A 25693-nucleotide genomic window follows, 5' to 3' on the forward strand; every position below is an offset into this window, starting at 1 on the left:
GCTCCCCACCAGCTGGTGGGGAGCCTCCCGTCCGTCTGTGTGTGCGTCTACCGGCGTCGGGTCGAGTCCTCGACGGTGCCGATGAGCTCCTCGAGGATGTCCTCGAGGAACAGCACGCCCGTCGTCCGACCGTCCGCGTCGAAGGCCCGCGCCACATGGCGCCCCGCCCCGCGCATGGTGGCGAGGGCGTCCTCCAGGTCCATCTCCGTGTAGAGCGAGATGAGCTGGCGGATGCGCTTCGGCGGCACCGGGTCGTCGAACTCGTCCGGACGCAGGTCGATGACGTCCTTGACGTGCACGTACCCGGTCGGGTCACCCGCGTCGTCGACCAGGACGTAGCGCGAGAAGCCGCGCTGGGCGACGGCCCGCTCGACGTCGGCGGGCGTCGCGTCCTCGTGCAGGGTGACGAGCCCGGACATCGGCACGGCGACGTCCTTGACCTTCTTCTCGGTGAACTCGAACGCCATCCGGAGCGTGCCGGAGTCGTCGGCCAGGGTGCCCTCGCGTCGGGACTGCTCCACGATCGTCTGCACCTCTTCCACGGTGTAGGCGCTCACTGCCTCGTCCTTCGGCTCGACCTTGAACAGGCGCAGCACGCCGTTCGCGACCTCGTTGAGCCCGACGACGACCCAGTGCAGGCCGTGACCGATGTACCAGAGCGTCGGCACGAGCAGCAGCGCCGCCCGGTCCGGCATCGAGAACGAGATGTTCTTCGGCACCATCTCGCCGAACACGACGTGCAGGAACGACACGAGCAGCAGCGTGAAGACGAACGCCACGATGCCGATCACCTCGGCGCTCCAACCGGTCAGGTGCAGCGGGACCTCGAGCAGGTGGTGGATCGCCGGCTCGGAGACGTTGAGGATCAGCAGCGAGCAGACGGTGATGCCGAGCTGCGTGGTCGCGAGCATCCGGGTGGCGTGCTCCATCGCCCACAGGGTCATCTGCGCGGCCCGGGAGCCCTGCTCGGCACGCGGTTCGATCTGCGAGCGGCGGGCCGAGATGACCGCGAACTCCGCCGCGACGAAGAAGGCGTTGCCGCCGAGCAGCACGAAGAGCCAGAAGATGCCCCACCAGTCGGAACTCATCGGGTGGCCTCCTGGTCCGTCGTGGTGGTGCGCGCGGCGGTGCGCCGGTCGGCGCCGGCACTGCTGCCGAGGGTGTCCTCGCCGACCGGGTTCGGCGTGTACCGGATCCGGTCGATGCGACGGCCGTCCAGTCGTTCGATGCGGAAGACGCCGGAGTCGATCGCGACCTCGTCACCGACCTGGGGCAGGCGGCCGAGCTCCTGCATGAGGAACCCGCCGACGGTCTCGTAGGGACCGTCCTCGGGCACGGTGACGCTCGCGCGGTCCTCGAGCTCGTCGGGGCGCAGCAGCCCCGGGAAGGTCAGCCACCCACGGCTCCGGACGACGTCGATGCGTGCCCGGTCGTGCTCGTCGGACACCTCGCCGACGATCTCCTCGACCAGGTCCTCGAGCGTCACGACACCGGCGGTGCCGCCGTACTCGTCGACGACGATCACCATCTGGTAGCCACGGCCGCGGACCTCGGTGAGCAGGGTGTCGCCGGGCATCGTCTCCGGCACGCGCTCGGCGTCGGTCATCAGGGCACCGACCGGCACCTCGGGACGCTTCTCGCGCGGCACCGAGACGGCCTGCTTGACGTGCACGAGGCCGACGACGTCGTCCGCGTCCTCCTCGATGACGGGGAAGCGGCTGAAACCGGTCTTGCGGGCCAGGGCGATGACCGCCTCGGCGCTGTCGGACACGCGGATGGTCGACAGACGCGGGCGGGGGGTCATCACGTCGCTGGCGTTGAGCTCGGAGAAGGACAGCGTGCGCTGGAGCAGCGTCGCGGTGTCCTGTTCGAGCGAGCCCTCGGACGCCGACCGGCGGAGCAACGAGGTGAGCTCCTCGGCACTGCGGGCACCGGAGAGCTCCTCCTGCGGCTCGATGCCGATCCCGCGGAGGATGGCGTTCGCGGTGCCGTTGAGCAGGGCGACGGCGGGCTTGAACACCGTCGTGAAGCCGACCTGCAGCGGCACGACCAGTCGGGCGGTCTGCAGCGGCAGCGCGAGGGCGAAGTTCTTCGGCACGAGTTCACCGAGGATCATCGACAGCAGCGTGGCGATGACGAGCGCCACGATCGAGCCGACGGTCTCGACGACGCCCTCGGCCAGGTTCATCGCGAGGAACGGCGCTTCGAGCAGCTTGGCGATCGACGGTTCGAGCAGGTAACCGGTGAGCAGCGTCGTCAGCGTGATGCCGAGCTGGGCGCTGGAGAGGTGCGTCGAGGTGACCTTGAGCGCACCGATGACGGGGCCGAGGCCGGTCTCGCCGCGGTCACGGCGGGCTTCGACGTCGGCGCGGTCGAGGTTGACGAGCGCGAACTCGGAGGCCACGAAGACGCCGGTGCCGAGCGTCAGCAGGATGCCGCCGATCAGCATGACGATGTCGACGGGGCTCACGAGGCGCACCCCGGAGTCGGGCAGCTCACTGTGTGAGCGGCGGGCATGTGATGGTCAGCACTAGGAGGGTCGTCCACAATGCCTCGATCGTACCGGGCGCTCCCTCGGAGGAAGCGAGAGGACGTCAGGAGCCGACCCGCGCCTCCCGTCAGACGGCGGTCCGACAGCCGTCAGACGGTCGCTGCGAGCTCCTCGAGCGACCGACGCAGCGCCGCGGCCGACGTGAAGTGCACGCCGACGGCACCGACCGCATCGGCACCGGCCGCGTTCTCGGCCCGGTTGTCGACGAACACCATCGCGCCCGGCTCGATGCCGAGGCGCGCGCAGGTCTCGTGGTAGATCGCCGCGTCGGGCTTGAGGACGTGCTCCTCCGCGCTCACCACGACCGTCTCGAACAGCGAGCCCATCGGGGAGCGGCGGTACGGGTCGCCGAAGTCGAAGCCCGCGTTCGAGAGCAGCGCCACGCGGGTGCCGTTGTCGTGGAGCTCCTCGACCAGGGCCAGGACCTCCGGGTCGACCTCGAACCAGCCGGTGAAGTCGAGCGCCCACAGTCGGTGGATCTCGGTCACCGACCAGGACTGCCCGGTGCGCTCGGCGATCGCGCGCCAGTACGCGAGCACTGTCAGGTCGCCACGGTCCAGGTCGTGCCGGAGCTCCTGGTACACCGGGAACAGCGTGTCGGCGTCGAGCCCGGTCGCCTCGAGCAGCGCGGCACGGGCGGCGTGCGGGGTCCGGCTGATCACCTCGCCGTAGTCGAAGACGACGACACGACCAGGCAGGGACAGGCTCATGCCCGTCACCGTACCGTGGGCACGATGAACGACTTCGTCTCCGTCCGACCCGCCGACGCCGCCCGCTGGATCACCGTCCCGACCGGGGACACCTCGAAGTACCGACGCGGGGTCCTCGGCGTCGCCACCGGGTCCGCGCAGTACCCGGGCGCTGCGGTGATGGGCGTCGACGCCGCGGTCCACACCGGGCTCGGCATGGTCCGCTACGTCGGGCCCGACCGCGCCACGGACTTCGTGCTCGCCCGTCGACCGGAGATCGTCGCCGGCGTCGGCCGTGTCCAGGCGTGGCTGGTCGGCTCGGGGATCTCGGCGGAGTCCCTCGACGCGCTCGACGAGACGACGCGCGCGGGCTTCACGCACGCGTCCGACGACGGGGTGCCGGTCGTGGTCGACGCGGGAGCGATCCCGCTCGTCGACCTCGGACCGCTCGCGGTGCTCACGCCACACGCCGGCGAGCTGGCGTCGCTGCTCGGCGTGTCCCGCGACGAGGTCGAGGGCGACCCGCGCGGCTCCGCCCTCCGCGCCGCCGAACAGACCGGGAGCGTCGTGCTCCTCAAGGGCGCTGACACGCACGTCGTCACGCCCGACGGTGGAGTGCGGCTGGTCGCGTCCTCCGCGACGCCCTGGCTCGCGGCAGCGGGTGCCGGGGACGTCCTCGGTGGGGTCCTCGGCGCACTCGTCGCCGCCCGCGCCGGAACGTCCGAGGTCGGACCGGAGGAACTGGCCCACCTGGCAGCGGCCGCGGCGGTCGTGCACGGGGTCGCGGCGCGTCGGGCCTCGCGGGGCGGGCCGTTCCCGATGACGACGCTCATCGAGCAGCTGCCCGGCGTGGTGCGGGACCTCGCGGTGCGGGGGGACGCGGCGGCGGACTGACGGAGCGGGTGTCGGTCGGTCTGTCGGTCTGTCGGACGGGAGGTGCGGGGCGGGCCGGCGGGGAGCCTCCCGTCCGTCAGGCGGTCGCGCTGCGACCCGCCCGGGCGCCGGTCAGGACGACGGCGTGGCGTGCACCAGGAACTCGACCGACCCGGCGTCGTCGACCTTGACGAAGCCCAGGTTCGGCGCCTGCACCGAGTAGTCCGAGAACGTGATCGGGACCGTGCCGGAGACATCGACGCCGTCCCCGTTCAGCCCGACCTGCAGCGTCGCGGTGACCGGCTTCGTGACGCCGTGCAGTTCGAGGGTCCCGGTCGCCTTCACGGTCGTCGTGCCGCTGCCCGTCGGGACGGCGTCGGAGACCGGCTGGGTGAGCGTGAACGTCGCCGTTGGGAACGCCTGCGTGTCGAGCGCCGAGTCACGGAAGTACGAGTCGCGCTGCGCGGAGTCCGTCGCGATGTCCCCGACCTGCACCGTGATGGTCGCTGCGCTGATCGTCGTGCCGTCGACGGTCGCCGACCCGGTGACCTCCGACGTGCGGCCGGTGACGGTGACGTCCGAGCCGTTGAGGACCTCGTGCACGCGGTAGCCGGCCTCGGAACCCCTGCCGACCGTCCACGCGCCGGACAGGTCCGCCGCGTCGAGCGTCGACGGGGCGCGGCTGGCGGCGACCGTCGGCGTGGCCGAGGCCTTGGCGTTCTCGCTCGACGTGTAGGCGCGGGTGCCGATCGCGACGGCGACCACGGCGACCACCGCCACCACGACGAGCACGACGAGCACGATGACGAGACGACGCCGAGGACGGGGAGCCGGAGCGTCCGGCGGGGCCGGCGGGTTCGGTGCGGAGGTCACCCGGAGACGGTGACACGTCACTCTCGGGATCGGCTGAGGATCGGCGGCCGGTCGGTACGCTCGTCCGGTGCGCAGGAACCCGTGGCCCGAGATCGTCGTCTTCGTGGTGGCGTTCGTCGCGGTGCACCTGGTGCTCTGGTACCTGACGCTCGTGGTGCCGAACCAGCCGATCGGTGACGTCACCATCACCTACCGGCGGTGGATCGAGTCCGGGCAGTCGTCGCACTTCTGGGTCGGCATCGACTCGCCCTGGGTCTACCCGATCCTGGCGATCGTCCCGATGGCGGCCGCGGCCCTCGGTGGCACCGCGTCGATCGGCACCGGGTGGCTGCTGCTCATGGTGCTGCTGAACGCCGTCGCGGCCGCGGTGCTCTGGCGCTTCCGGGCGTTCGGCGTCCGGGTCGTCTGGTGGTGGCTGGTGTTCCTGCTGGCCCTCGGTCCGATCGGGCTCGGCCGGATCGACACCGTCGCCACCGCGGTCGCCCTGGTCGGCGTGGCCTTCGTCGCCGCACGTCCGGGCATCGCCGCGGCCGTGTTCACCGTCGCCGCCTGGGTCAAGGTCTGGCCGGCCGCCCTGGTCGGCGTGCTGTTCGTCCTCCGTCGCGGGCGACGCGGCGAGGTCGTCGCCGGGGCCCTCACCGTCACCGCGCTCGTCGTCCTGGTCGACGTGCTCTTCGGCGGCGCCGCCCACCTGCTCTCGTTCATCGGCGAACAGACCGGCCGCGGGCTGCAGATCGAGTCACCCCTCGCCACGCCGTTCCTCTGGGCCGCCGCCGCTCACGTCCCCGGCGCGGCGGTGTTCTACGACCACGAGATCCTGACCTTCGAGGTCTCCGGTGCCGGCACCACCGTCGCCTCCGCACTGTCCACCCCGCTGATGGCGGCCGTCGTGGCCGTCGGCGTCGTCCTCGCCCTGCTCGCCGTCCGGACCGGGGCCCGCCGCACCCAGGTCGCCCCGGTGCTGGCGCTGCTGTTCGTCGCCGCCCTGATCGCCACGAACAAGGTCGGGTCGCCGCAGTACATCGGGTGGTTCGCCGTGCCGGTCGTCTGGGGGCTCGTCGCCGGACGGGGGAGCGCCTGGCGGTTCCTGCCCGTCGCGGCCGCGATGCTGCCGATGGCCTTCCTCACGCAGCTCGTGTACCCGGGCTACTACGACCAGGTGCTCGCCGTGCAGCCGTGGATCCTCGTCGTCCTGTCGGTGCGGAACGCCCTCGAGGTCGCGGTGCTGGTGTGGGCGGTCGTGGTGCTCGTCCGGATGTGGCGGCAGGGGATCGCACCACGGGCCTCCCGTCCGGCCGACGACCCGACGCACGCGGACCCCATCGCACGATGAGGTCGTTGCGCGCTGAGGCCGTCGCGGGATGACGCCGTCGCGCGCAGGCGCGCAGCGGGGCAGGATGGAGGCATGATCGTCGCCTTCTCCATCGCCCCGTCCGGCGGCCCCGCCGCAACCGAGGACGGCTCCGTCCACGACGCCGTCGCCGCAGCCGTGCGGGTCGTCCGCGAGTCCGGCCTGCCGAACCGCACCTCGTCGATGTTCACCGAGCTCGAGGGGGAGTGGGACGAGGTCTTCGCCGTGGTCAAGGCCGCGACCGAGGCCGTCGCACCGTTCGGTACCCGGGTCTCGCTCGTGCTGAAGGCAGACATCCGGCCGGGACACACGGGGGAGTTGGACGGCAAGCTCGAGCGACTCGAAGCGGCGCTCGGGGACTGAACGACGACCGGTCAGCGACTTCCCGACGGATCGCGGGTGAAGACGTCGTCCGGGCGGGGCGCATCGAGCGGCTGTGTCTTGGCGAAGAGGTAGTCGGGCTTCGGCTTGTCGATCGACCCGGTGTAGAAGCCGAGGGAGAAGGACTTGCCGAAGAAGCTGTCGAGATTCCGGTATGCCGTGCTGAAACTGAGGCCGTCACTGTCGAGCCACACGGTGCCCTGCTCTTCGTCCGGTATCGACCACGTCCCGGCGGCAGAGACTGTGTCGGGGTTCGAACGGCACGCGTCGATCTCTCGTCCTCCAGTCGACTGTCCGCACACGAGCACGGCCGGGAAGTCACGTGCCTCGAACGTCCCGTTGGGAGACAAGACCAACGACGACGAGCCGCCATCAGCGCTCCTCGTCCAGGTCCCGATGTACTGATCGCGGAGGTCGCTTCCTCCGTCCCTCTGATCAGCGGTTCCCGAAGTGCAGGCAGCGAGCAACACCGAGATCGCAGCGAAGGCGACGATCGCCATCGGTCGCATCCGGATCCCCATTCCACTGTCTCCTTCCTTCCACGTGAACTCCTCGGTCACACGCGACGCTGGGCTGTCCTCGCCAGCCTCACGTCCGGCGGAACACGTAGTCGGGTCGTGGCGCCTCCACTGATCGCACGGAGAAGCCGAGTTCGTCGCCGTCGCGGATCGCCCTGCGCACGAGGAAGTCGTCGTACTCCAGCCAGAGTTCTCGTGGGTTCCCGTCCGCCAGCCGCCACGTTCCGGAGAAACTCACCGAAGGGCTGCTGTCTCGGCAGCCGGGAGGGCTTCCGGCGGCGATCTCGAGCCGACAGGCGAGTGCTCGCGGCAGGTCTTCTGCGGTGTACGTGTGGTCCGCTGCGATGGTGAAGCGCGCCGACGATGACCCGTTCTCGGCCTGCATCTGCCAGGAGCCCACGGAGTCCTCCGGGGCGGGCTGCGATCGTGCGGTGCAGCCGGTCAGGGACCCGATGAGTGACGGGAACAGCGCCACCCACGCCGCTCGACGCCGGTTCACCATTGCACTCCAGCGGCGAAGTCGTCCGTGAGGTCGGGCGATGCGGATGCCGACAGGTCAGTTGGTGCAGTCACCGTTGTGTTCCCCCCCATGGAAAGCGGCGTGTCCCCTGAACCTAACGCAGCCGTGACGACATCGTGCCCGAGGACCGATCTGTAAGGACGAGGACCGGCCCGCCGTGCGCCGGGTGCGCACCCGCCCGACACGCCGCCGACGTTCCGAGGATGTCGGCGGTCGGGTGTGTGCTGGGTTAATCAGCCGGCGCACGAGCACCGGCACGCACGACGGAAGGAGCCCGCTCATGATGCACGACGGATGGTGCCCGGACTGTGACCTCCCCTCGGCCGTGGTCGACGTCTCCAACGACGGCCAGCACGCCTGGGCCAGCTGCGCGGAGTGCGGCACCGGATGGGTGCACCGCGACGAACCGCCGGAGGCGCGGACCACGTCCGGAACGTCGGTTCGGCGCCCGCAGCGGACGTCGGAGCAGCGCGCAGCCTGAGTGGCGTGCGGCCGGTGGCCCGCATCCCGTGGACGCGGCCGTACCGATCGGGAATCCCGGTCGGTACGGCCGCGTTCGTCGTTGTGTCAGCGATGCGCTCGGCGCCAGGTCGAATCGATTCGGCCCGGCCCTTCCGCCGCCGTGTTGGAGCGGTCTACACTGATCCGGCACCCGTCCTGCCCGTGCTCGCCGACACCGCGCCCGCCTCCACCCCGCCCGCTTCCACCCCGCCCGTCCCACCGTGCTCCGGCACGAGAACAGGTTCCATGTCCCAGCTCACGCCGGCCCGCCGCACGCTCGCCATCCTCGCCCTCGCGCTGGGTGGCTTCGCCATCGGCACCACCGAGTTCGTCGCGATGGGACTGCTGCCGAACATCGCCGAGGCCCTGCTGCCCGGCCAGTACGCCGCTGACCCCGAGGGCGGGGTCGCCCACGCCGGCTGGCTCGTCAGCGCCTACGCACTCGGTGTCGTCGTCGGTGCTCCGACGATCGCCGCGATGTCGGCGAAGTTCCCGCGCAAGGGCCTGCTCATGGTGCTGCTCGTCGGGTTCGCGGTCGCCACGGTCGCCAGCGCGGTGCTGCCCTCGTTCGGCCTGGTGCTCGTCGCCCGCTTCGTCGCCGGCCTGCCGCACGGTGCCTACTTCGGCATCGCCTCCATCGTCGCCGGCGACATCATGGGGCCGGGCAAGCGCGGCAAGGGCATCGCCCTCGTGCTCCTCGGTCTGTCCGTCGCGAACGTCGTCGGTGTGCCGGCCGTCACCTGGATCGGGCAGGTCGCCAGCTGGCGGATCGCCTACGGGGTCGTCGCCGCGCTGTTCGTCCTGACCTTCTTCGCCGTCTCGTTCTTCGTGCCCCGCAGCGGACGTGACGTGCACGCGACCATCGGACGAGAGCTCCGCGCCTTCCGGGTGCCACAGGTCTGGATCGTGATGAGCCTGGGCGCAGTCGGCTTCGGCGGGTTCTTCGCCGTCTACTCGTACATCTCGCCGCTCGTGCAGAACGTCACCGGGCTGTCGGAGTCGGCGGTGCCGCTGGTGCTCGTCGTGGTCGGGCTCGGCATGGTCGTCGGCGGACTGCTCGGCGGGTTCCTGGCCGACCGCAGCGTCAAGGCCACCATCTTCGTCGGGCTCTTCGCGCTGGTCGGGGCACTGCTCGTGACCGTCCTCACGGCGCAGTGGGTCGCCGGGCTGTTCATCGGCGCGTTCCTGCTCGGTGCCACCTCGTCCGCGATCCCGCCGGCCGTGCAGTCCCGCCTGATGGACGTCGCCGGTGACGCCCGGACGATCGCGGCGGCGTTGAACCACTCGGCGTTCAACCTCGGCAACTCGCTCGGCGCGGCGCTCGGCGGCGCGGTCATCGCGGCCGGGTTCGGGTTCGTCGCCCCAGGCTGGCTCGGCATCGGCCTGGCGCTGCTCGGTGTCGTCGTCGCGGTGATCAGCTACGCGGTGGAGAACCGCACGAACCGACGCGCAGCGGCGGTCCGGACCGCAGGGGCCAGCACCGGCCCGATCCGCGAGTCGGTGTCCTCGCACTGACACCCGCTTGCCGGACGCGGCCCCGGGCCTCCCGGCTGGCCGGCGTGCTCGGCGCAGGCTGACCGCACCGACGGACCGTCCCCGAGGTCGCACGACGTGCCGTCGGTGTGCCGGCCAGGTCGCAGCACCTGCCGCCTCGGTGTGCCGGACCCGGCAGGCTCCGCGACCTCGAAGTCTGCGGAGCGCGCCCGTACAGGAGTCGGCGGGATGCGCCCGCACGCTCGGCGGACGCAGCCCCGGGCCTCCCGACTGGTCGGCGCGCCCTGCCCGAGCGCCGCAGATGCCGGCCGGAGGTCGCACGACACGTCGCCGGAGGGTCGTCGAGGTCGCACGACATGCCGCCTGGGTCGGACGGAGCCGGCAGGTTCTGCGACCTCGGGACGAGCAGGACGCCCGCCTGCCGGACGCGGCCCCGGGCCTCCCGGCCGGCCGGCGTGTTCGGCGCAGGCTGACCGCACCGACGGACCGTCCCCGAGGTCGCACGACGTGCCGTCGGTGCCACGCCCAGGTCGCAGAACACGCCGCCCAGGTCAGACCTGAGCGGCGTGTTGTGCGACCTCGAGACGGGCGGGCAGCCAGCCAGCCAGCCAGCCAGCCCGCCCCCTACAACCCGTGCGGGGAACCGTCCTGGACGATGATCCCGTCGGTGATCGCGCGCTTCCGCAGCGCCACCTTCGTGCCGACGTCGAACCCGGCGACCCGGTACTTCTCACGGATGCGCTTGAGGTAGCTCTTCGCGGTCTCCTCGGAGATGCCGAGCTGGTAGGCGACGCTCTTCACCGGCTCGCCACCGCCGTACAGCGCCATCACGCGGCGCTCCTGCGCGCTGAGCTTCGGCACCCCGCCGACGTCCCCGCTGTTGATGGCCAGGTCGAGTTCGGCGGACACGTACTGCTCGCCGCGCTGCGCCGCGCGGATCGCCTCGACGATCATGGCCGCGTCCTCGCTCTTGACGAGGTAGCCGAGCGCGCCGGCGCCCAGGGCCTCGCGGACCACGTTCGGCTCGGAGTAGGTGCTCATCACGACGGTCTTCACGCCGGCGGTCTTCAGCGTCGAGATCTTCAGCGACACCGGGATCGAGTCCTTGAGGTCGAGGTCGAGCAGCACGACGTCGACGGGGAAGGCCGGGCTGGTGAGCAGCTCCGGCCAGGTGGTGACCGCGGTGACCATCGCGATGTCGTCCGCGGCGTTTCGGATCCACTCGGTCAGGGCGCTGAGCAGCATCCGGTGGTCGTCGACGAGCGCGAGTCTGATCGGTTCTGCTGGAGTCGCCATGCGCGAGGGTCCTTTCTGGTGGGTCCGTCCCGGGCCTGCTGATCCTAGGAGGATCGTCGGTCCGGTTCGGGGAGGCTGGCCATGTTGTCCGGTAGCGGCACTCGCGTCCGTCGGGGCGTCGCTGACGGGAGGCTCGTGGTGCGTCACATCTGCGGGTGCCGGTTGACGACGCAGTGCGCCGTGACGTGCAGGACGCCCTCGCGGACGCTGTCGGTGTACGGGCCGATGCGCTGCAGGGCGGTCCATGCGGCCGGGCCGAGGCGACGGCGGGGGACCCCGCGCGACTCGATGACGACGGGCACGTCCATGGTGTCGTCGGTGACGGGGTGGCCGTCGCTGCCGACCGGGCCGAGGGTGACCGAGACGACGGGCACGCCGGGCTGCTGGGTGCGGCCGTCGCCGACCATCTGCCACAGCGCCTGGAGCAGACCGTCGCGCTGGGCGGGGGTCAGGTGTCCGGCGAGGGCGCTCGGGTCGGTGACGGCGACGGAGCGGCCGAGGTTGTCGGACTCCGTGATCGCGTGGTACAGCCAGGTCTCGCGGCGGCCCTCGATGAGGTGCAGGCGCAGTTCGGTGGCGAGGGACGCGGCGACCGAGGCGGACGCGTCGGACAACGGCAGCGGGTCGGAGCCGTTCGCGACGGCGTCGAGGAGCTTCTCGGCGGCCAGGTCCAGGCGGGCGAGTTCGTCCGAGGCGAGCATCCCGACGGCGAACTGCGGGGCGCCGACGTTGCTCTGCACGAGCACCCGGTCGAGTTCGCGCTGCACGAGCTGCCGGAAGCGGTGCACCACGAACAGTGCCACGGACGGCGGGACGACGGTGACCGCGAGCATCGTGACGATGCCGGGCAGGGTCTCGGTCGTCAGCGGGGTGGAGACCGCGGCGTAGACGACGAACGCCAGGCCCAGGGCGACGATGGCGGCGATCACCTCGCGGGCGGGCCGGAGGGTCGTGATCGGCAGGAGCGCGAAGCCGGCGGCCATCGACGCGGTGGCGAAGTGGCCGACGTCGTGCTCCGGCCAGATGCCGATGAAGTCGAGCGTGACGATGCAGGCGAGGACGACGCAGATCAACCCGAACGCCACACCGGTCAGGCGTTCGCCGTAGGTGAGGACGGTGGCCAGGACGCAGCTCGCGGCGACCACGAACAGCGCCCAGGCGGTGGCCGTCATCCAGGGGTTCGTGTAGTCGTCCCAGTGCACGAGGAAGAAGACGATCCCGCCGAGCGCCTCCAGTCCGGTGAGCACGGCGGCGCCGAGTCCCAGGTGACCGGCTCCGAGTGAGGCGCCGGGCTGGGCCGCCTGCCGGAGCGAGCGTGCGCCGGTCGAGGTGGAGGGGAGGCCGCGCGCCTGTCGACGTTCGGTGCCCCGGTAGCGTTCGCGGGCCTCCCGGCGGGTGCGCGGTGCGGTCTGCTCGCCGGGGAGGCCACGGCTCATGGTGTCCTCCGGGACGCCGCTCATCGGGGTGCCTCCAGGACGACGGTGGTGCCGGCACCGGGGGCGGAGAACAGGCGGGCGTCGCCCCCGACCTCGCGGAGGCGGTTCACGACGCTCTCCTTGAAGCCGAGCCGTTCGGCGCTGACGGTGTCGAGTTCGAAGCCGACGCCGGAGTCGGTGACCATCGCACGGACCATCGCCTCGTCATGGACGATCGTGACGTGCGCCTCCGGGACGCCGGCGTGGCGGCGGACGTTCTCCAGGCACTCGCCGAGCGCCAGCAGGAACGCGTCGAGCACGTTCTTCGGCAGCAGCACCTGCCCGGTGCCGTGCCAGGCGACCTCGAGGCCCATCCGGCCGAAGCGCTGCTTGACGGACTCGAGCGTCTGGCCGAGCGGCGACTCCTCGGCGCGGGTGAGCGAGTAGTCGCCGGACTGCTGCGGTTGCGGAGTGGCACCGAGGCGCAGGTGGCGGAGCAGCCGGGCGTCCTCGGCGGCCTGCTCGCGCATCGCGTGCTCGGAGACGCCGACGCCGGAGTGGGCCAGCAGGGTGAGGGTGGCGAGCACCGTGTCGTGCAGCAGCCGGGCACCCTGGCGGCGCTGCGCCTCGGTCTCGCTGGCCTGGCGTTCGGCGCGGTGGGCGGTGCCGATGCTGTAGATGCGGCGGGCGACGCGGGGGATGCTCCGGCTGATCCAGACGGCGATGACCGCGATGAGGACCCAGCCGAGCAGGACGCCGCTGACCGGGGCCGAGAGCACGGTGCCGCTGGCCCAGCTCATCAGCACGAGCGAGACGACCCCGGCGCCGGCGGCCAGGCCGAGTCCGACGCGGTGGCCGCGCTGCGCCATGAGGAGCGAGGCGAGCCCGCCGCCGGCGAGCGGGACGAGGGCGCTGGCGATGACGCCGCGGTCGTCGGGGGCGACGGCTGCGGTGAGGACGGTGACGGCACCGAGTCCACCGGCGACGGTGACGGCCGTCCACCAGGTGGACCCGTTGGTGCCGAACGCGACGAGCGCGCCGACCATGGCGGCGATGCAGGCGAACCCGGCGACGAGCGGCAGCACGGGCACGGCGAGGGACGTGGCCACGCCCACGACGCTGACGAGCGCGCAGACGATGCCCACGACACGGGTCGTCGACCGGAGGAGGCGGTCGCGTTCCTGTGCGAGGAGTTCCATCGTTGGTCCTGGCTGTTCCTGGTTCGGGAGAGCTGGTTGGTTCTCGGGGAACCGAGCACTGGTCGAGACCGTGCACTCTGCATCATTCCACGGGCGACACCCGTCGTGGGGTCTTCGGCGCGCGGGGGTCGACGGATCGGTCTGCGGTTGTCCCGTCTTCCGGGGACCGGCTTGCCCCCCCGCTCAGTCGAGCAGACGCCGCAGGTGCGCCCCGACGGCCTCGTGTTCGATGAGGAAGCCGTCGTGGCCGAACTCGCTCGTGATCACCGCGGCGTGGTCGCCGTCCAGCGTGTCGGGCACCCCGGCGGCGATCCGGTGCTGGTCCTCGACGGGGAACAACCGGTCGCTGGACACCCCGACGACGAGGGTCCGCGCGGTGACCCGGGCGAGCGCGGCAGCCACTCCGCCACGCCCGGCACCGACGTCGTGGGAGTCCATCGCCTGGGTGAGCGCCACGTACGAGGCCGCGTCGAAGCGCCGGGTGAACTTGTTGCCGTGGAAGTCGAGGTAGCTCTCGACCGAGAACCGTCCGTCGTCACCGAGCGGGGACACGTCGCTCTGCCACGAGCGGGCGAACCGGCCGTTGAGCTCGTCCGACGCGCGGTACGTCATCATCGCCATCCGTCGCGCGAGTGCCAGGCCGCGGTGCGGGCCCTCGCCGGGCTCGGCGTCGTGGTGGTCGCCGCCGGCGTAGCCCGGGTCCATCTGGATCGCGGCCCGCTGCAGGGAGTTCGCGGCGATCTGGTCGGCGGTGGTCTGTGCGGTGCTCGCCAGCACCGCGAGTCGGGCGACGCGCTCCGGGGCGGTGATCGCGGCCTCCAGGGCGTGCATGCCGCCCATCGACCCGCCGACGACCGCGGCGAACCGGTCGATGCCGAGCCGGTCGGCCAGACGGAGCTGCGTGGCGACCTGGTCGCGGATCGTGACGAACGGGAACCGCGAGCCCCACTCGACCCCGTCGGGCGACAGCGAGGACGGACCGGTCGTGCCCTGGCAGCCGCCGAGCATGTTCGGGGCGACGACGAACCACCGGTCGGTGTCGATCGCGCGGCCGGGGCCGACGACGTCGCCCCACCAACCGGCGGTCCGGTGTCCGGGCCCTGGCGGGCCGGCGACGTGCGAGTCACCGGTCAGGGCGTGGAACACCAGCACCGCGTTGTCCGCGGCGGGGGAGAGCGTGCCCCAGGTCTCGTAGGCGACCCGGACGGACGGGATGCGGCCGCCCCGGACGAACTGCTCGCCGAGGGTCTCGAATCGCCGGGCGCCGGGCGGGTCGCCGGGCCGCCAGGCGCCGGTGACGGGCGGCTTGCCGAGGGTGCCGAGTTCGGCGCCGGGCACCATCGTGGACGGCACGGAGTCCTCGGGGGTCGTCTGCCAGTCCATCGTGCGTCCATTCTCGCGGCAGGCGCGCCCTCCCGCCGCCGTGTTACGTCGCCTCCGGCAGGGGGCGCCCCCGCAGAACGCAACCCGGGCGACTCGCCGCAACGGAGTACCGCTGCGAGGAGCCGCCCGGGTTGCGTTCCGCGAGTGCGTCAGCCGGGAGGCGCGTGGCGGGTCAGGCGCGCTGGCCCGCCTGGGCGACGGCGCGGGCCGCGGCGAGCCCGGCCTCCAGGTCGGCCTTGAGGTCCTCGACGTTCTCGATGCCGACCGAGAGGCGCACGAGCCCCGGTGTGACCCCGGTGGTGAGCTGCTGCTCCGGCGTCAGCTGCGAGTGGGTCGTGGACGCCGGGTGGATCACGAGCGAACGGACGTCGCCGATGTTCGCCAGGTGCGAGAACAGCTGCAGCTCGTCGACCAGGGCACGGCCGGCGTCGACGCCGCCCTTGAGCTCGAAGGACAGCACCGCCCCGACACCACGCGGCGCGTACTTCGTCGCCGCCGGGTACCACGGGCTCGTCGGCAGTCCCGCGTACGCCACCGTCGCCACGTCCGGGTGCCGGTCGAGCCACTCCGCGATCTCCTGCGCGTTCGACACGTGCCGTTCGATCCGCAGGCTCAGCGTCTCGATGCCCTGCAGGAGCGCGAACGCCGTGTCCGGTGAGTTCGACGCACCCAGGTCACGGAGCAGCTGGACCCGGGCCTTCGTGATGTACGCCAGTCCGTCCCCGACGGCCTGCGAGAACACCGCCCCGTGGTACGAGGGGTCCGGGGTGCTGAACTCCGGGAACCGCTCGGCGTGCTCGGACCAGGCGAAGGTGCCGCCGTCGACGATGAGCCCGCCGATGACCGTGCCGTGCCCGCCGAGGAACTTCGTCGCCGAGTGCACCACGATGTCCGCACCGTGCTCGAACGGCCGGATCAGGTACGGCGTCGCGATCGTGTTGTCGACGACCAGGGGGACCCCGGACTCGTGTGCGATGCCGGCGACGGTCTCGATGTCCAGCACGTTGATGCGCGGGTTGCCGATGGTCTCGGCGAAGAACAGCTTCGTGTTCGGACGGACCGCGCGACGCCACTCCGCCGGGTCGTCCTGGTCCTCGACGAACGTCGTCTCGATGCCGAGCTTCGCCAGCGTGTACTTGAACAGGTTGTACGTGCCGCCGTAGATCGACGACGACGACACGATGTGGTCGCCGGCCCCGGCGATGTTGAGCACCGCGTAGGTCTCGGCCGCCTGGCCGCTCGACACGAGCAACGCCCCGGTGCCGCCCTCCAGCGCCGCGATGCGCTGCTCGACGACGTCGTTCGTCGGGTTCATGATCCGCGAGTAGATGTTGCCCGGCTGTGCCAGCGCGAACAGGTCACGGGCGTGGTCCGAGTTCTCGAACACGTAGGACGTCGTCTTGTAGATCGGCGTCGCCCGGGCACCCGTCGTCGGGTCCGGTGCGGCACCCGCGTGCACCTGCGTGGTCTCGAACCGCCAGGCGGCTGCGTCGTTGGTCATCAGGATCTCCTGTCCGTCACCGTGCTCGTCGGGTCGACACGTGCATCGACAGCGCGCCGGCCGGGAGGACCGCCGCACCTGTGCGTCGACCGTCACGGTACGCAGACGGCCGGGCGGGCACCAGCGCGAGCGTCGTCAGACGTAACGCGACGACGACCGACCCGTGCCAGGATCGAGGGGCACCGACGCCGACCGAGGGGGACGACATGCGCGCACAGGAAGTGGCGGACAAGCGGTTCATGCCGACGAAGTTCCGGAACGGGTACGACCAGCAGGAGGTCGACGACCTGCTCGCACGGATCCAGGTGACCCTGACCGTGGTCGAGGGCAGCCCGGTCCCGACGACCGGCCCCCTGGCGACCGCCAAGCCCCTCCGCGCAGCAGACGTGAAGAGTGCCCGCTTCCGTGCGACCAAGTGGCGCGAAGGCTACGACCAGGACCAGGTCGACGACTTCCTCGACGACGTCGTCAACGAACTCCGCCGACTCGGCCGCGACTAGGACCCGGCGCGACTAGGCCGGATCGCGGCGGAACAGCCAGTCGACCTTCGGCTCGAGCAACCACCGCATCCCGCGCCGCACGAACGGCTGCGCCAGGAACAGGCTCACCGCGCACGCCACCAGCACCATCAGCAGCACGAACGGCCACGCCGAGTGCTCACCCGCCAGCACGCCGGACTCGCGGATCGGGTAGAGCAGGAACGTGTGCAGCAGGTACACGTACATCGTCGCCGCACCGAACTGCGTCAGCCAGACGTTCCGTCGGGGGACCAGCACCAGGAACGACGCCGTCAGCAGCGTCGCCAGCAGCATCAGGCCGAACCGGACCGCTCCGGCCCACCAGGCGTCCTCACCGAGGCCCGAGTACGAGTCGTCGTAGAAGAACCAGTGGTGCAGGTCGAACTCCTTGAACTGCGGGATCCACAGCGCACACGACACCGCCCACCCCGCGAAGACCGCTCCCGCGGCGACCCGCACCCGCACCACCGTGCGACGGGACGCCTCGTACCAGCGGTCGAACAGTCCCCACTGCTTCACCTGCCACCCGAGCAGGAAGAACGGCAACAGGCTGATCGCCCGGCCCAGGGACAGCGTCGAGTCCACGTTGTCGAAGTAGCCCACACCGATGCTCAGCACCACCGCCCAGACCAGCGGCCACCGCAGCTGCACCAGGTACGGCAGGATCAGCCGGAAGATCCCCAGCGCCAACAGGAACCACAGCGTCCACGTCGGCTTCGTCGGGTTGAACTCCTTGCCGCCCTCCACCACCGCCTGCACCACGGTCCAGATCGTCTGCATGATGATGTACGGCACCACGATGTCCGTGAACGTCCGCCGCATCCGCTTCGCCGTCGGGGTGTCCGCCGACGAGAAGTACCCGCTGATCACCCCGAACGCCGGCATGTGGAACGCGTAGATGAACGTGTACAGCGCCAACGCGTGCTCACTGCCCGTGGTCTGCCGCTGGATCGCGTGCCCGATCACCACCAGCGTCACCGCAAGGAACCTGGCCGTGTCCCACATCGGGATGCGCCGCTTCAGCCGACCCGGATCGAGTGCCCCGGCCGGGGCAGAGGGCGCGGGAGGGGCGGCGTCCGTCGTCATCCTCCGCACGTTACCGTCCGGCGGCCACCCCCGTGTCGGTAGCGTGGCCTCCGCGCCGCCACCGTCGCCCGTCCACGAGGAGCACCATGAGCACACGTCGAGCCGTCGTCACCGGAGCCAGCTCGGGCATCGGCGCCGCCACCGTCCGCCTGTTCCGCCAGCACGGCTGGGACGTCCTCGCCGTGGCCCGCCGCGCCGACCGGCTCGAGGCGCTCGCCGCGGAGACCGGCGCGGACACTCTGGTCGTCGACGTCACGGACGACGCCGACGTGACGGCGCTCGCCGCACGGGTCGACGAACTCGGCGGTGTCGACGTGCTCGTCAACAACGCCGGGGGAGCGTTCGGGTCGGCCTCGGTCGAGCACGGCGACGTCGACGACTGGCGGGCGATGTTCGAGGTCAACGTGCTCGGCACGAAGCGCGTCACGGCGGCCCTCCTGCCGGCGCTCCGCCGACGCGCGGCCGAGGTCGGTGGTGCCGACGTGGTCACCGTCACGAGCACCGCGGGCTTCGTCGCCTACGAGAACGGCGGCGGCTACGTCGCCGCGAAGCACGCCGAGCACGCCCTGGTGGGGGTGCTCCGGCTCGAGCTCAACGGCGAACCGATCCGCGTCGTCGAGATCGCCCCCGGCATGGTGAAGACCGACGAGTTCGCACTCGTGCGGTTCGGCGGCGACAGCGCCGCAGCCGCCGCGGTCTACGACGGGGTGGAGGCGCCGCTGGTCGCCGACGACGTGGCCGAGGCGATCGTGCACGCCGTCGAACTGCCCGCGCACGTCAACCTGGACCTGGTGACCGTCCGACCGGTGGCGCAGTCGGCGCAGCACAAGCTCGCGCGCGGACCGCTGACCCCGAAGGCGTAGCGACCGACAGCGCGCCGACCCGGCGGTGCCCGGGGGCGCGGCACGCGGGCGGCGCAGCGCCCGGGTGGGCATCGCGGGTCGCGGGCGGAGCATCCCTGCCGGTACCGTGGGCGGATGCCGATCAGCAGCGAACCCGCGGACTCTCCCGCCTCGTCGACCGTGACCGTGACGAGCGGACCGGAGGTGCTCGGCTGGCTCGAGTTCGGCGACGCCGCCCGGTTGCTCGCGAAGGACGTCCTGTCCGCCGGCTTCGAGCCCGAGGTCGTCGTGGCCGTCGCCCGCGGCGGGCTCATCATCGCCGGTGCCGTCGCCTACGCCCTCGGTACCAAGGAGTGCGGCTCGATCAACGTCGAGTTCTACACCGACGTCGAGCAGCGCCTGGAGGAGCCCGTCGTGCTCGCGCCGGCCCTCGACGCCCCGAGCCTCGCCGGCAAGCGGGTCCTGGTCGTCGACGACGTGTCCGACTCCGGTCGCACCCTGGCCCTGGTGGTCGACATCATCCGCACCGCCGGAGCCGACGTCCGCAGCGCGTGCCTGTACTCGAAGCCCGGCACCGTCCTCGAGCCGGACCACGTCTGGCGTCGCGTCGACGGCTGGATCACGTTCCCGTGGAGCGCCCTCGCCCCGGTGACGGCCGAGTCGTGAGCATCCACCTGGTCGGCGGCGGTCCCTTCGTCGCCGCGGACGCCGCCGCGGCCTTCACCGCCGAGGCCACCGCACGCTCCGCCGCCGTCGGGCGGACCGTCCCACGTATCGCACTGCTCTCCGTCGCCGGCACCGACGGGTCCTCGCCGTCCTCGACCGCCGACATCGCCGAGGTGCTCGGCGGGTCCCGTGCCGCCGAGGTCCTGGTCACCGAGGTCGCCGCGGGCGGGGTCTTCGACACCACGGTCCTCAGCGACGTCGACGCCCTGGTCGTGAACGGTGGCCGGACCCCCGACTACCTGGACGCCGTCGCTCCGTTGGTCGACCAGATCCGGCTGCTCGTCGCCGACGGGCTGCCGTACCTCGGCTACTCCGCCGGCGCGATGATCGCCGCGGACCGCGCCCTGGTCGGCGGCTTCCGCATCGGTGGCGTGGAGGTCTGCCCCGAGTCCGCGTCCGAGGGCCTCGACGAGGTCGAGCTCCGCGAGGGGCTGGGACTCGTCGACCTGACGATCGACGTCCACGCGGTCCAGGCCGGCACCCTCGCCCGACTCGTCGCCGCGGCCGAGGCCGAGTTCGTCACCGCGGGCCTGGCCATCGACGAGGACACCACCCTCGTCGTCGGCGAAGGCGCGCTCGAGGTCCGGGGGACCGGCAGCGTCTGGCGGGTGGTGGCGGGCGACGAGTCCGTCTCGGTCGCCACCATGGGCGCCTGAGCGTGCAGCCGAAGCCCCTCGCCGACCTGGTCGACCCGGGGTGGGCGGCTGCCCTCGCGCCCGTCGAGGACGACGTCCACCGCATCGGCGCCTGGCTCCGCGCCGAGACCGACGCCGGGCGGGCGTACCTGCCCGCCGGTCCCGCGGTGCTCCGCGCCTTCGAGGACCCGTTCGACCGGGTGAAGGTGCTCGTCGTCGGACAGGACCCCTACCCGACGCCCGGGCACCCGATCGGGCTGTCCTTCGCCGTCGACCCGCACGTCCGCCCGGTGCCGCGCAGCCTGCAGAACGTCTACCGCGAACTCCACGACGACCTCGGCGTCACCGTCCCCCCGCACGGCGACCTGCGTGCCTGGTCGGAGCAGGGCGTGCTGCTGCTCAACCGGGTCCTCACCGTCGGCGTCGGCGAGCCCGCCAGCCACCGCGGCAAGGGCTGGGAAGCCGTCACCGAGCGGGCCGTCGAGGCGCTCGTCGCCCGCGACCGTCCGCTCGTCGCGGTGCTCTGGGGCGCGCAGGCCGCGTCGGTCCGCCCGCTCCTCGGCGACACCCCGGTCGTGGCGTCGGCGCACCCGAGCCCGCTCAGCGCCTCGCGCGGGTTCTTCGGCAGTCGACCGTTCTCGGCCGTCAACGACCTGCTCGTCGCCCAGGGCGCGGACCCCGTCGACTGGACACTGCCGACCGACGTGTGACGGGCCTCCCGTAGGCTCGGGTCGTGCTCGAGGAGGAATACCAGCAGCGGCGGGTCCTGCCGCGGCACCTGCGTGCCCCGGCGCCGGTCGAGTCGGGGTTCGCCTACGCGATCCGTCCCGCCGCCGCCGCCGACCTGCCCGAGGTCCGCGAGATCCACACCCACTACGTGCGGAACTCGTCGGTGACCTTCGACGCGGCGGCGTTCACCTTCGCCGCCTGGAAGAAGCGGTTCGACGAGGTCCAGCGCCGCAAGCTGCCATTCCTGGTCGCGGAGAACCCGTCCGGTCAGGTGCTCGGGTACGCCCTCGTCGAGCCGTGGAACATCCGTGACCGGTCGAACCGGGTGGTCGAGGACTCGATCTACCTCGGTGCCGCGGCCGGTGGCAAGGGGCTCGGACGGGCGCTGATGGAGGCGCTGCTCGACGCCTGCCGGACCGTCGGGGTGCGCGAGGTGATCGCGGTGATCGCCGACCGGTCCGCGGACGCGTCGATCCGGTTGCACGAGCGACTCGGCTTCGAGGAGGTCGGGCGGATGGGGCGGGTCGGCTACAAGTACGACCGGTGGCTCGGCACGGTCACCATGCGGCTGCGTCTGCGGAGCACCCGTAAGCCGCTGTTCGGCGGCCGCTGACGAGACCGGTCGGCCTGTGGTCAGCCGGCCTCGGCGACGAACTCGTCGCGCGTGGTGCGCACCAGGTCGGCGGCCGCGTCGGAGGCGACCCGTGCCTCCCGGCCGACGACCGCCCGACCGACGGCCTCGTGCCGGGCCGCTGCCTCGGCCGTCCACCCGGTGATCGTGTCGCGTGACTCGCTCGTGCGGGTGCGGAGCAGTGCCTCGACGGTGCCCGCGAAGTGAGCGAAGACGGTGTTGCCGGACCCGGTGAGCAGGGCGCGGTGGAAGCGGACGTCGGCGTCGAGGTAGGCGCGTCCGTCGCCGGCGGCCGCGGCGGCGACCATGTCCTCGGCAGCGGCCAGCACGGCGTCGGCCGCCGCGCCACCGTGGTCGGCGGTCAGCCAGGCGGCGACCGGCTCGATGCCCAGGCGGAGCTCGAGCAGCTCGCGCTGCTGGGTGAAGTACGCGCCGGACACCCCGCGCCACCGGATCACCGACGGCGCCAGGAGCTCCCACCGGTTCGACGGCTGCACCTGCGTGCCGACGCGTTGCCGCGGTTCGACCAGGCCGAGCGACTGCAGGACGCGCAGTGCCTCGCGGACGACCGACCGCGAGACGCCGAACTCGTCGACGACGTCGTCGGGCCGCAGCACCGTGCCGGGGGCGAGGGTGCCGTCGACGATGCGCTGCCCGAGCGTGTCGAGCACGTGGGCGTGCAGGCCGCCGGGTGTCGGCATCGTTCCTCCTCGACGGTCCTGGTCACGCGGATGTGTGACGTGGTGTCCATTGCAGCGGCAGACTGCGCCCAGGTCCGGGTGGCGCGCGGACGACGACGATGTAGTCTGATTAATCAGATTATTGCAGGAGTGATCGCGGGTGGGATCAGCACCCCGGTCGGACCGACACCAGCAGCAGGACGGCAGCAGCGCAGGAGCTGTGCCAGGAAGGGGCGCAGATGCCTCACCTCCCGACCACCGCCGCGAGCACGAGTCGCGTGCTCGCCGCAGGGACCGAGACGGTCGACCCGTCCGGGACGATCCCCCAGCTCGTCATCGCCGCCCTCGTCGGCATCGTGGTGATCATCGCCCTCATCACCTGGCTCAAGGTGCACCCCTTCGTCGCGCTGACGATCGGTGCCCTCGGGGTCGGCCTCGGCGCCGGTCTCGCCCCGGAGAAGGCGGTCACGAGCTTCGGCGACGGCTTCGGCGCCACCATGACGAGCGTCGGCATCCTGGTCGGCCTCGGCTCGATGTTCGGCAAGCTGCTGGTCGACTCCGGTGCCGCCGACCGGGTCGTCGACACGCTGGTGCGCCGGTCCTCGGCCGCAGCGCTGCCCTGGACGATGGCCCTCATCGGCGCGCTGATCGGCCTGCCGATGTTCTTCGAGGTGGGCCTGGTCCTGCTCATCCCGATCATCGTCCTGGTCGCCAAGCGCAGTGACGTCCCGATCATGAAGATCGCGATCCCTGCCCTCGCCGGCCTGTCGACCATGCACGCGTTCGTCCCGCCGCACCCCGGCCCGCTGGTCGCGGTCTCCACGGTCGGTGCGGATCTCGGCACCACGCTCGCGTTCGGCATCGTGCTCGCGATCCCCGTCATCGTCCTGGCCGGCCCGGTCTTCGCCCGCTTCGCGGCGCGCTGGGTCGACATCCCGGTGCCGGACATCTTCGGCTCCCGTGGCGAGGACCCCGCGCACCCTGGCAGGGAGGCCCGCCGCGGCCCCGCAACGCAGGACACCGCCTCCCTGCCCAACGGCAAGAGCGACTTCACCCGGGTGATCAGCGAGCCACGCAGCCCGTCGTTCGCCGTCGCGCTGGTCGGCATCCTGCTGCCCGTCGTGCTCATGCTCGCGCAGGCGGTGCGCGAAGCCACCGCTCCCGACGCGGGTGGTGCCTTGGTCGGCGTGCTCGACTTCCTCGGGACGCCGATGATCGCGATCGGCATCGCCACCGTCTACGCGATGGTGTTCTTCGCGATCGGCGGCGGCATGGACCGGTCCGCGGTCGCGAAGTCGCTCGAGAGCGCACTGCCGCCGGTCGCCGGGGTGCTGCTCATCGTCGGTGCCGGTGGTGGGTTCAAGCAGGTGCTCATCGACACGGGCATCGGTGGTGTGATCGCGGACGCGGTGAAGGACTCCGGCATCTCGGTGCTCCTCGTCGCCTGGGTGGTCGCCGCGCTCGTCCGCGTCGCCACCGGGTCGGCCACCGTCGCGACCGTCACGGCGGCGGGCATCATGGCCCCGATCGCGCACGACCTGTCGTCGCCGATGACGTCGCTGCTCGTCCTCGCGATCGGCGCCGGGTCGGTCTTCCTGTCGCACGTCAACGACGCCGGGTTCTGGCTGGTGAAGGGGTACCTCAACACCACGGTGGGGCAGACGTTCAAGTCGTGGACGGTGCTCGAGTGCCTGATCTCGGTCATCGGGCTGGTCGGCGTCCTGGTCGCCGGGATCTTCATCCGATGAGCGCTGCACACGCCGGCACCGAACCGGTCGACGCCCGTGTCCTCGTGGTGATGGGGGTGTCCGGGTCCGGGAAGTCCACCGTCGCGGCGATGGTCGCCGACCAGCTCGGGTGGGCGTTCGCCGAGGGGGACGCCATGCACCCCGAGGCGAACGTCGCCAAGATGCACGCCGGCACACCCCTGACCGACGAGGACCGCTGGCCGTGGCTCGACGTCGTCGCGGGGTGGATCCGTGGCCACCTGCAGGCCGGGACGAACGGGGTCGTGACCTGCTCGGCACTGAAGCGGTCCTACCGGGACGTGCTGCGGGCCTCCGGCGTGGTGTTCGTGCACGTCGCCGGTGACCGCGCGCTGCTCGAGGAGCGGATGTCGGCGCGGTCCGGGCACTTCATGCCGACCTCGCTGCTGCAGTCGCAGCTGGCGACGCTCGAGCCGCCGCAGCCGGACGAGGCGCACGTCACCGTCGCCGCCGACCGGACCCCGGCGGAGGAGTCCGCCGAGGTCCTGACGCTGCTGGGGTTGCCGCGGGACTGAGCGCCTGACGCCGCCGGTGGGTCACGGAACCGAGGGAACGGCCCCCTCGTGCCCGAGCGTCGACCAGCACACCGCGACGACGAGCGGGCGGGCGACCTCGGCGGTCGTCTCCCGCTCGTGGGTCAGCGCGAGGACCACGAGTGCCCCGAGCATCCCGGTGACGCGGGCTCGACGCGGCAGGTCGGTGTCGGCGTCGATCCGGAACAGGTCCGACACCAGGGCGAAGACGTCCCCGAGTGCCGGTTCGAGGGTCGCGTCGGCGACCGGCGGCACCGATGCCAGCACGAGTTCGGCCCATCCGCGGCGACGCAGTGCGAGGTCGACCAGGCCGGCCACCGCTGCGGCGTCCCGGTCGCGGGGATCGGCGACGTCGTCGAGCCCGTCGTGCACGTCCCGGGTGAGCCGGACGCACTGGTCGAGTGCGGCGGCGACGAGTTGCTCCTTGGTCGGGAACCGGCCGAGCAGACCGGTCTTCGAGTACCCGGTGGCGTCCGCGACCGCCTGCACCGACGTGTCACGGACCCCGCGGCGGGCGAGCAGCCCGGCGGTGATGTCCAGGACCGCCTCGTCGATCTCAGCGGCGGTCGGGCGGATCCGCGACGTGGGGACCGCTCCGGCCGCGGGGGTCCGGTCGCCGCCGGTCATGCTGCGGACCGTTCAGCGCGTCGACCGTTCGTGTCGGCGTGCAGGTGGGCTGCTCTGCGCAAGCCGGCGGCGCGGATCACGGCGACCCCGGCGAGGAGCTCCCAGGCGAGGATCGCGTACACCGCGACCCGTTCCCAGATGCCGTCGGGCAGCAGGTCGACGGTGGTCCAGGCCGGATCGACCACGAGCATCACCAGGCCGAACAGGCCGACCGCCCCGAGCACGATGCTCAGCGCGCCCACCCATCGAGTCCCGCGGTCGTGGGGGGGGGGGGGGGGGGGGGGGCGGCCGCCCCCCCCCCCCCCCCCCCCCCCGGGGGGGCCGCGGGGGGGGCCCCCCCCCCCCCCCCCCCCCCCCCCCCCCCCCCCCCCCCCC

The 25693-nt window shown here is 72.1% G+C and carries 26 protein-coding genes and 2 pseudogenes; 13 read left to right on the forward strand and 15 right to left on the reverse strand.

All coding sequences use genetic code 11. From position 1 onward, the window contains the following. Nucleotides 1-47: 47 nt before the first annotated feature. The 3 genes from QCD68_RS12075 to QCD68_RS12085 form a co-directional block, all read right to left on the reverse strand. Nucleotides 48-1088 (reverse strand): hemolysin family protein, encoded by a 1041-nt coding sequence (locus tag QCD68_RS12075; protein WP_111075547.1) that lies wholly within the window; start codon nucleotides 1086-1088, stop codon nucleotides 48-50. Further along, complete coding sequence (locus QCD68_RS12080; RefSeq protein WP_111075621.1) at nucleotides 1085-2449, reverse strand: hemolysin family protein; 1365 nt, start codon at nucleotides 2447-2449, stop codon at nucleotides 1085-1087. The genes QCD68_RS12075 and QCD68_RS12080 overlap by 4 nt, the downstream gene beginning before the upstream one ends. A 191-nt stretch (nucleotides 2450-2640) precedes the next feature. Next, complete coding sequence (locus QCD68_RS12085) at nucleotides 2641-3261, reverse strand: HAD family hydrolase (protein ID WP_301223178.1); 621 nt, start codon at nucleotides 3259-3261, stop codon at nucleotides 2641-2643. 24 nt (nucleotides 3262-3285) lie between these two features. Between QCD68_RS12085 and QCD68_RS12090 the strand changes: the two genes are divergently transcribed. Beyond that, the gene (locus QCD68_RS12090; RefSeq protein WP_301223179.1) at nucleotides 3286-4134 is read left to right on the forward strand and encodes an ADP-dependent NAD(P)H-hydrate dehydratase; all 849 of its coding nucleotides are present in this window, start codon (nucleotides 3286-3288) and stop codon (nucleotides 4132-4134) included. A gap of 111 nt (nucleotides 4135-4245) precedes the next feature. Here QCD68_RS12090 and QCD68_RS12095 read toward each other — a convergent pair whose 3' ends face one another. Further along, nucleotides 4246-4986 carry a YceI family protein gene (locus tag QCD68_RS12095; protein WP_301223180.1) on the reverse strand — a complete coding sequence of 247 codons (741 nt, stop codon included), beginning with the start codon at nucleotides 4984-4986 and terminating at the stop codon, nucleotides 4246-4248. Between the two features lie 67 nt (nucleotides 4987-5053). Between QCD68_RS12095 and QCD68_RS12100 the strand changes: the two genes are divergently transcribed. Together QCD68_RS12100 and QCD68_RS12105 are read left to right on the forward strand one after the other, a co-directional pair. Beyond that, on the forward strand, nucleotides 5054-6319 hold the full coding sequence (locus tag QCD68_RS12100; protein ID WP_301223181.1) for a glycosyltransferase family 87 protein: 1266 nt from the start codon (nucleotides 5054-5056) through the stop codon (nucleotides 6317-6319). 72 nt (nucleotides 6320-6391) lie between these two features. Further along, nucleotides 6392-6700: a thiamine-binding protein gene (locus QCD68_RS12105; RefSeq protein WP_111075542.1), complete on the forward strand. Its 309-nt coding sequence runs from the start codon at nucleotides 6392-6394 to the stop codon at nucleotides 6698-6700. An 11-nt stretch (nucleotides 6701-6711) separates the two neighbouring features. Here the strand turns inward: QCD68_RS12105 and QCD68_RS12110 are convergent, their stop codons facing one another. Both QCD68_RS12110 and QCD68_RS12115 read right to left on the reverse strand, forming a co-directional pair. Next, entirely contained in the window at nucleotides 6712-7278 is a 567-nt protein-coding gene (locus tag QCD68_RS12110) for a hypothetical protein (protein ID WP_301223182.1), read from the reverse strand. Nucleotides 7279-7306: 28 nt separating this feature from the next. After that, nucleotides 7307-7738: a hypothetical protein gene (locus tag QCD68_RS12115; protein WP_301223183.1), complete on the reverse strand. Its 432-nt coding sequence runs from the start codon at nucleotides 7736-7738 to the stop codon at nucleotides 7307-7309. Between the two features lie 765 nt (nucleotides 7739-8503). Here QCD68_RS12115 and QCD68_RS12120 point away from each other — a divergent pair. Continuing rightward, complete coding sequence (locus tag QCD68_RS12120) at nucleotides 8504-9772, forward strand: MFS transporter (protein ID WP_301223184.1); 1269 nt, start codon at nucleotides 8504-8506, stop codon at nucleotides 9770-9772. Between the two features lie 603 nt (nucleotides 9773-10375). On the opposite strand, the gene QCD68_RS12125 is transcribed toward QCD68_RS12120, so the two are convergent. The 5 genes from QCD68_RS12125 to QCD68_RS12145 form a co-directional block, all read right to left on the reverse strand. Then, a complete protein-coding gene (locus tag QCD68_RS12125; RefSeq protein ID WP_110902095.1) occupies nucleotides 10376-11047 on the reverse strand; it encodes a response regulator transcription factor in 672 nt (223 codons plus the stop codon). Nucleotides 11048-11190: 143 nt separating this feature from the next. Beyond that, on the reverse strand, nucleotides 11191-12507 hold the full coding sequence (locus tag QCD68_RS12130; RefSeq protein WP_111073669.1) for a hypothetical protein: 1317 nt from the start codon (nucleotides 12505-12507) through the stop codon (nucleotides 11191-11193). After that, complete coding sequence (locus tag QCD68_RS12135; RefSeq protein ID WP_301223185.1) at nucleotides 12504-13661, reverse strand: ATP-binding protein; 1158 nt, start codon at nucleotides 13659-13661, stop codon at nucleotides 12504-12506. The genes QCD68_RS12130 and QCD68_RS12135 overlap by 4 nt, the downstream gene beginning before the upstream one ends. Nucleotides 13662-13844: 183 nt before the next feature. Further along, on the reverse strand, nucleotides 13845-15044 hold the full coding sequence (gene metX / locus QCD68_RS12140; RefSeq protein ID WP_301223186.1) for a homoserine O-acetyltransferase MetX: 1200 nt from the start codon (nucleotides 15042-15044) through the stop codon (nucleotides 13845-13847). A gap of 172 nt (nucleotides 15045-15216) precedes the next feature. Continuing rightward, a complete protein-coding gene (locus tag QCD68_RS12145; RefSeq protein WP_301223187.1) occupies nucleotides 15217-16545 on the reverse strand; it encodes a bifunctional o-acetylhomoserine/o-acetylserine sulfhydrylase in 1329 nt (442 codons plus the stop codon). A gap of 206 nt (nucleotides 16546-16751) precedes the next feature. Here QCD68_RS12145 and QCD68_RS12150 point away from each other — a divergent pair. Both QCD68_RS12150 and QCD68_RS12155 read left to right on the forward strand, forming a co-directional pair. Further along, nucleotides 16752-16835: pseudogene (locus QCD68_RS12150) on the forward strand (DivIVA domain-containing protein); the annotation flags it as partial. Between the two features lie 63 nt (nucleotides 16836-16898). After that, nucleotides 16899-17042: pseudogene (locus tag QCD68_RS12155) on the forward strand (DivIVA domain-containing protein); the annotation flags it as partial. 15 nt (nucleotides 17043-17057) lie between these two features. On the opposite strand, the gene QCD68_RS12160 reads toward QCD68_RS12155, so the two are convergent. Next, complete coding sequence (locus QCD68_RS12160; protein WP_111073664.1) at nucleotides 17058-18149, reverse strand: acyltransferase family protein; 1092 nt, start codon at nucleotides 18147-18149, stop codon at nucleotides 17058-17060. Between the two features lie 86 nt (nucleotides 18150-18235). Between QCD68_RS12160 and QCD68_RS12165 the strand changes: the two genes are divergently transcribed. From QCD68_RS12165 to QCD68_RS12185, 5 genes are all read left to right on the forward strand, one after another. Further along, the gene (locus tag QCD68_RS12165; RefSeq protein WP_301223188.1) at nucleotides 18236-19012 is read left to right on the forward strand and encodes an SDR family oxidoreductase; all 777 of its coding nucleotides are present in this window, start codon (nucleotides 18236-18238) and stop codon (nucleotides 19010-19012) included. Nucleotides 19013-19126: 114 nt separating this feature from the next. After that, complete coding sequence (locus QCD68_RS12170; protein ID WP_301223189.1) at nucleotides 19127-19657, forward strand: phosphoribosyltransferase; 531 nt, start codon at nucleotides 19127-19129, stop codon at nucleotides 19655-19657. Beyond that, nucleotides 19654-20373 carry a Type 1 glutamine amidotransferase-like domain-containing protein gene (locus QCD68_RS12175; RefSeq protein WP_301223190.1) on the forward strand — a complete coding sequence of 240 codons (720 nt, stop codon included), beginning with the start codon at nucleotides 19654-19656 and terminating at the stop codon, nucleotides 20371-20373. Before QCD68_RS12170 ends, QCD68_RS12175 begins: the two co-directional genes overlap by 4 nt. A 2-nt stretch (nucleotides 20374-20375) precedes the next feature. Continuing rightward, nucleotides 20376-21062: a uracil-DNA glycosylase gene (locus tag QCD68_RS12180; RefSeq protein WP_290157724.1), complete on the forward strand. Its 687-nt coding sequence runs from the start codon at nucleotides 20376-20378 to the stop codon at nucleotides 21060-21062. A gap of 23 nt (nucleotides 21063-21085) precedes the next feature. Then, nucleotides 21086-21694: a GNAT family N-acetyltransferase gene (locus tag QCD68_RS12185; protein WP_301223191.1), complete on the forward strand. Its 609-nt coding sequence runs from the start codon at nucleotides 21086-21088 to the stop codon at nucleotides 21692-21694. A gap of 20 nt (nucleotides 21695-21714) precedes the next feature. Here QCD68_RS12185 and QCD68_RS12190 read toward each other — a convergent pair whose 3' ends face one another. After that, complete coding sequence (locus QCD68_RS12190) at nucleotides 21715-22413, reverse strand: FadR/GntR family transcriptional regulator (RefSeq protein WP_301223192.1); 699 nt, start codon at nucleotides 22411-22413, stop codon at nucleotides 21715-21717. A 218-nt stretch (nucleotides 22414-22631) separates the two neighbouring features. Between QCD68_RS12190 and QCD68_RS12195 the strand changes: the two genes are divergently transcribed. Together QCD68_RS12195 and QCD68_RS12200 are read left to right on the forward strand one after the other, a co-directional pair. Beyond that, complete coding sequence (locus QCD68_RS12195; protein WP_301223193.1) at nucleotides 22632-24140, forward strand: GntP family permease; 1509 nt, start codon at nucleotides 22632-22634, stop codon at nucleotides 24138-24140. Continuing rightward, nucleotides 24137-24673 (forward strand): gluconokinase, encoded by a 537-nt coding sequence (locus QCD68_RS12200; RefSeq protein ID WP_301223194.1) that lies wholly within the window; start codon nucleotides 24137-24139, stop codon nucleotides 24671-24673. The genes QCD68_RS12195 and QCD68_RS12200 overlap by 4 nt, the downstream gene beginning before the upstream one ends. Nucleotides 24674-24694: 21 nt before the next feature. Here the strand turns inward: QCD68_RS12200 and QCD68_RS12205 are convergent, their stop codons facing one another. Together QCD68_RS12205 and QCD68_RS12210 are read right to left on the reverse strand one after the other, a co-directional pair. Then, entirely contained in the window at nucleotides 24695-25318 is a 624-nt protein-coding gene (locus tag QCD68_RS12205; protein WP_301223195.1) for a TetR/AcrR family transcriptional regulator, read from the reverse strand. Then, nucleotides 25315-25560, reverse strand: coding sequence for a hypothetical protein (locus QCD68_RS12210; RefSeq protein WP_301223196.1), 246 nt, complete (start codon nucleotides 25558-25560; stop codon nucleotides 25315-25317). Before QCD68_RS12210 ends, QCD68_RS12205 begins: the two co-directional genes overlap by 4 nt. Nucleotides 25561-25693: the final 133 nt, after the last annotated feature.

The sequence above is a fragment of the Curtobacterium sp. PsM8 genome, assembly GCF_030433875.1.
Lineage (GTDB): Bacteria > Actinomycetota > Actinomycetes > Actinomycetales > Microbacteriaceae > Curtobacterium.

Excerpts from the sequence above, each read along its gene's own strand:
- QCD68_RS12115 (WP_301223183.1), bottom strand. The coding sequence starts at position 7,738 with ATGGTGAACCGGCGTCGAGCGGCGTGGGTGGCGCTGTTCCCGTCACTC.
- QCD68_RS12190 (WP_301223192.1), bottom strand. The coding sequence starts at position 22,413 with ATGCCGACACCCGGCGGCCTGCACGCCCACGTGCTCGACACGCTCGGG.
- QCD68_RS12145 (WP_301223187.1), bottom strand. The coding sequence starts at position 16,545 with ATGACCAACGACGCAGCCGCCTGGCGGTTCGAGACCACGCAGGTGCAC.
- QCD68_RS12125 (WP_110902095.1), bottom strand. The coding sequence starts at position 11,047 with ATGGCGACTCCAGCAGAACCGATCAGACTCGCGCTCGTCGACGACCAC.
- QCD68_RS12080 (WP_111075621.1), bottom strand. The coding sequence starts at position 2,449 with ATGCTGATCGGCGGCATCCTGCTGACGCTCGGCACCGGCGTCTTCGTG.
- QCD68_RS12165 (WP_301223188.1), top strand. The coding sequence starts at position 18,236 with ATGAGCACACGTCGAGCCGTCGTCACCGGAGCCAGCTCGGGCATCGGC.
- metX (WP_301223186.1), bottom strand. The coding sequence starts at position 15,044 with ATGGACTGGCAGACGACCCCCGAGGACTCCGTGCCGTCCACGATGGTG.
- QCD68_RS12120 (WP_301223184.1), top strand. The coding sequence starts at position 8,504 with ATGTCCCAGCTCACGCCGGCCCGCCGCACGCTCGCCATCCTCGCCCTC.
- QCD68_RS12085 (WP_301223178.1), bottom strand. The coding sequence starts at position 3,261 with ATGAGCCTGTCCCTGCCTGGTCGTGTCGTCGTCTTCGACTACGGCGAG.
- QCD68_RS12170 (WP_301223189.1), top strand. The coding sequence starts at position 19,127 with ATGCCGATCAGCAGCGAACCCGCGGACTCTCCCGCCTCGTCGACCGTG.
- QCD68_RS12130 (WP_111073669.1), bottom strand. The coding sequence starts at position 12,507 with ATGAGCGGCGTCCCGGAGGACACCATGAGCCGTGGCCTCCCCGGCGAG.
- QCD68_RS12200 (WP_301223194.1), top strand. The coding sequence starts at position 24,137 with ATGAGCGCTGCACACGCCGGCACCGAACCGGTCGACGCCCGTGTCCTC.
- QCD68_RS12105 (WP_111075542.1), top strand. The coding sequence starts at position 6,392 with ATGATCGTCGCCTTCTCCATCGCCCCGTCCGGCGGCCCCGCCGCAACC.
- QCD68_RS12090 (WP_301223179.1), top strand. The coding sequence starts at position 3,286 with ATGAACGACTTCGTCTCCGTCCGACCCGCCGACGCCGCCCGCTGGATC.
- QCD68_RS12195 (WP_301223193.1), top strand. The coding sequence starts at position 22,632 with ATGCCTCACCTCCCGACCACCGCCGCGAGCACGAGTCGCGTGCTCGCC.
- QCD68_RS12135 (WP_301223185.1), bottom strand. The coding sequence starts at position 13,661 with ATGGAACTCCTCGCACAGGAACGCGACCGCCTCCTCCGGTCGACGACC.
- QCD68_RS12205 (WP_301223195.1), bottom strand. The coding sequence starts at position 25,318 with ATGACCGGCGGCGACCGGACCCCCGCGGCCGGAGCGGTCCCCACGTCG.
- QCD68_RS12160 (WP_111073664.1), bottom strand. The coding sequence starts at position 18,149 with ATGACGACGGACGCCGCCCCTCCCGCGCCCTCTGCCCCGGCCGGGGCA.
- QCD68_RS12075 (WP_111075547.1), bottom strand. The coding sequence starts at position 1,088 with ATGAGTTCCGACTGGTGGGGCATCTTCTGGCTCTTCGTGCTGCTCGGC.